Genomic DNA, 3,681 nt, shown 5'->3' on the forward strand with positions numbered 1-3,681 from the left:
ATATTAAAGGACGCAAATCATCTTAAGTCCAAAGGATTGGTTCGCGATTAGCTATCGCGAACCAATCCCCTTTTCCACATCCCGTGAAAAGTCAGAGCTAAATTTAGGGAACTAAAAAGTTTTACTTGATGGTGTCCTAGTATCCATAACAACTTACTGGTGAGAGTGATAATTGTTGATCCTACTTCTGATGAAAGCGATCGCGTCACGCTAATAAGAGAAAAGCGATTTATATCTTGATGTGACGTTGGGCTAAATTGAGGTGAACGCGTGACATAGATTTTAAAAGAGCGTGCATCTAGCTCTTAACAAATGTCCACTTCAGCACGCTGATGGGGGCTTTTTGAAGTGCTTGACTCAGTTCGGCGTTGCTCTCAAATTTTACCTGGAATATGTCACAGGCTTCGACGTTGACCGTAAATTTTTCTTCCTGAAACGGCCACGGTTTCACTGTAACCAAGTGATCCCGATGCTGCTTGATGTCGTAGCGCTGACCATCAGGACCGTTGCTAATTTCTAAAAAGCGCTCATCAGCAGGTAGTTCCTGCTGACAGAGGATGAGCGAAAGGCGATCGCACCATTGCATAAATGCATAGGCTGCATCAACTTCTTTCTTTTCTATGCCCAGTTCCAAGCGCCAACGTTGCTGATTTTGAAGTTGCTCATCCAGAAAATTGTCCATTTTTGAAGACTGACCTCGTTGTGGCTCATTTAAACGGCTGATGTGCATGGAAATTAACAGAGCCACCCAGCGTCCCCGGTAGAGGGCATTCTTTGCCAGTTCAGCCAATTTATTAACACCAATCTCTATATCTTTATTTGTGCTGAGAGTGAAGTCCTTTGGCGCACCCGCTTCAGTCAGAATGTCTTCTTCCCACTCTTTTTCTAAATCATCATGATGGGAAATTGCAGTTATTGTTTCATATAACCTGACTGGAGAATCTTGGCGTCGCCATTGTCCTGCTAGTTGAGCCGCTAACAAAGCATGAGCGCGATGATAAATAATTGCCCAACCATTTGGCGTAGCGTTTACAATCACAACTTAATCTCCTCATTATAAATTCTAGTTTGCGATGTTTTATATTCTCTGATCACAGAATGATACTATTTTGGAGATGTCTAATCAGACAGTCATGGTGCAAAATTATACAAATATTTGTTGATACCGAATCCGAGCCATAATTAGACCATTCCAAAGAAAAAAGAGTGCTGACCCACCACATGAACGTAGAATTTGTCTAGCAGTTTTTCTCACATCTATTTGTTCATTCACTTTTTGATCGGCTAGATAAACACCTAGTAAAGCTCGATTAATCATTCGATGAAAGTTTTTATCCGGTAACTGAGAAACAGCTTTATCAGCCTCCTTTAGAAAATAAATGAACCGTTCAGCTATTTCTTGTTCACTACTGTAGTAAGTACAAAAATTTAAATCACCACCCATCCTGTCTTCTTCTTGATCAATAAAATAGTCAAGTAGGATATGAAGTCCTTGAACCCAAGGGAAGTAGCTGTTTTTAACCTTTATAGCTAGCTCTTTAGAACAATTTGGATCTGAGGCATAGGCTATAAGACAAAAAATTCCTAACGTTGAGCCAGTACAAGCTGAAAATTCATACCACTTCATTTCTGGAATTTTGTGGCGATGTTCTTCAAACCATGCTTTTAAACGAGGAACTCGCTCTTCAACTTTGACGTGTTTATGAACTTGTAAATTACAATAATAATCAGCTAACTCATGTAAGTAGGGAGCAACTATTTGATAAGATGGCAGTCTTTTTAATACATCCTGACAAGTTTTTACTAGTTTTATGAGATAGCCGCCATCGTCTTGTTCTTGACGAAATTGGTAGTAATTAATGCATTCAGCGTTAGGTGTCAAAGCATGTAAGCAGGCTTGATGGAGAGTACGGAAATCTTCTGGATCTTGGGAAGTACTGCGATCGCATAGGTTATCTAAATAATCACTAATTGTTTGATAAGCAACAATAAAGCGGATTGTTTGCTCAATTTCTTCTTTGGCAAGTAATCCATATATAGAACCACCTTCACAGTGAAATGCTTTAGTTTCTATACTTAATAATGCTTGTTTACGTAATTCATGATTAGGAATTTGTTCAGCTTCCTTTTCCCAGAAGTTTAAATATTTACGAACTTTTGGAAGAACATCACGATAAATTTTCAGCATCAGGATACCAGAACCAGATGGAACTTGGATTGATGAAAATTTTTGAAGAGGATCAACAATATTTTTATTAGTATTGTTCCACTTATTTAGAAGCATTATCATGATTTCTTTGATTGTTTATTGTGTCTCGATATTAAAATTAAACTATTTAAATATCATCTATAGATAGAAACAAGTTTGATTATAACCTTCTCTACAATTGGACACACATAAGTGAATTGCAGACAGTAATTTAGGTGAAAATTGGCTTACTCAAAAGCTAATTAACCTGAATTATGGTTAAGCTAGAAGCTAAAAATCTTACTTATTCTGTAAGGATTGAGCAAAACTCTAATTGATAAAAGAAGTGATTAAAGTGGAATTATTTTGTCAATAAGGTTCACAAATGAGGCTAATCTCAATACTGCTCGGTTAACCCTTAATTATCTGCTTATTAAGAGTCAAAACCGTAAAACAATCTTCAGGTACAGTCATAAGTCAAGAAGCGATGCCTGCGGCGAGCTACGCCTACGCTTAATACTTGCATCTGTGCAACAGATTATGCTGGAACATCTACCCAAAAACAGATTTGTACACAATTAATAAATTATTCAGCAAGGGACTCGTATTTTCCATCGATTTGGTGTACTTTGTTAATTCTGTGCAATTATTAATACCTATCTTCTCCCAAATTTACTCAGACAAATTTTAAGCCAATGCCTTCGAGAGAACAGCCAATGAAAACTTCTAATGAGATACACACTAAGAAAATCATCAAAAAATCCGACAAGCTCACGCTGAGACAGATGAAATTAATCGAGGAGGCTGAAGACCAACTTATTGAAGCTAATACTGTCAAATATACAGCCCCTGTAGTTGAGGTTGAGGAGAAACCAGCAGCAATTTCAGAGCCTAGAGTTCCTGACTATGTTCCATTTCTTGACAATGCTCCGGTACAATCGGTGGGCAATTCCGGCTGGCAGGTTTCTGATGTCTGGCGGGATCTGCGCGTGGATAGCTTCTCCAATTAAAACAAGTCGCAAGTCGCAAGTAAGTTTTGTGACGGGGATTTAGACCCCGACCCAAAACTTAACGGTTATTGAACCGGGGGACTTAAACCCACGGTACTTTGTTAAACAGGAATTAAGGCAACCACCTGAGCAACTTTTGTAAACTATCTTTGCACCAAGTCAAAGCTAGAGTTGCATTGTGCCTATAATAAGTTACGGCTAATTATAACTAGAAGTTAACACTTCACCTGTGTATTGCTTGACTTAGGCATTACAAGCGATACCAGGGATAACCAAAATTCATCGGCAGCGCAATAGTTTCTTTTTCGTTGCCAATATGCACCCTCCGCGATCGCATGTTGGTGAAAGTGTTGTATATCAAGGAAAGTAGTTTTAATCGTAGTTGATGTCGGATAAAAGATAAGGGTTTCTTATTTTGTGTTGGGAGGAGCGATCGTGTATACTGAACTTTTAAATTCAGAGCCACCCAGTGCGATCGCGCAA

General features: G+C 38.6%; 4 protein-coding genes. 1 reads left to right on the plus strand and 3 read right to left on the minus strand.

Annotated features, from left to right (window positions below; genetic code table 11):
* Window positions 1–298 precede the first annotated feature (298 nt).
* Together V7K67_RS17225 and V7K67_RS17230 are read right to left on the minus strand one after the other, a co-directional pair.
* Entirely contained in the window at window positions 299–1,039 is a 741-nt protein-coding gene (locus V7K67_RS17225) for a DUF3891 family protein (protein WP_335167656.1), read from the minus strand.
* 105 nt (window positions 1,040–1,144) lie between these two features.
* Window positions 1,145–2,284 carry a tetraprenyl-beta-curcumene synthase family protein gene (locus V7K67_RS17230; protein ID WP_335167658.1) on the minus strand — a complete coding sequence of 380 codons (1,140 nt, stop codon included), beginning with the start codon at window positions 2,282–2,284 and terminating at the stop codon, window positions 1,145–1,147.
* A gap of 620 nt (window positions 2,285–2,904) precedes the next feature.
* On the opposite strand from V7K67_RS17230, the gene V7K67_RS17235 reads away from it, so the two are divergent.
* A complete protein-coding gene (locus V7K67_RS17235; protein ID WP_335167660.1) occupies window positions 2,905–3,198 on the plus strand; it encodes a hypothetical protein in 294 nt (97 codons plus the stop codon).
* A gap of 250 nt (window positions 3,199–3,448) precedes the next feature.
* On the opposite strand, the gene V7K67_RS17240 is transcribed toward V7K67_RS17235, so the two are convergent.
* On the minus strand, window positions 3,449–3,681 hold a 233-nt coding region (locus V7K67_RS17240), incomplete at its 5' end, for a hypothetical protein (RefSeq protein WP_335167662.1).

It is taken from the genome of Nostoc sp. (assembly GCF_036917155.1).
Lineage (GTDB): Bacteria > Cyanobacteriota > Cyanobacteriia > Cyanobacteriales > Nostocaceae > Nostoc.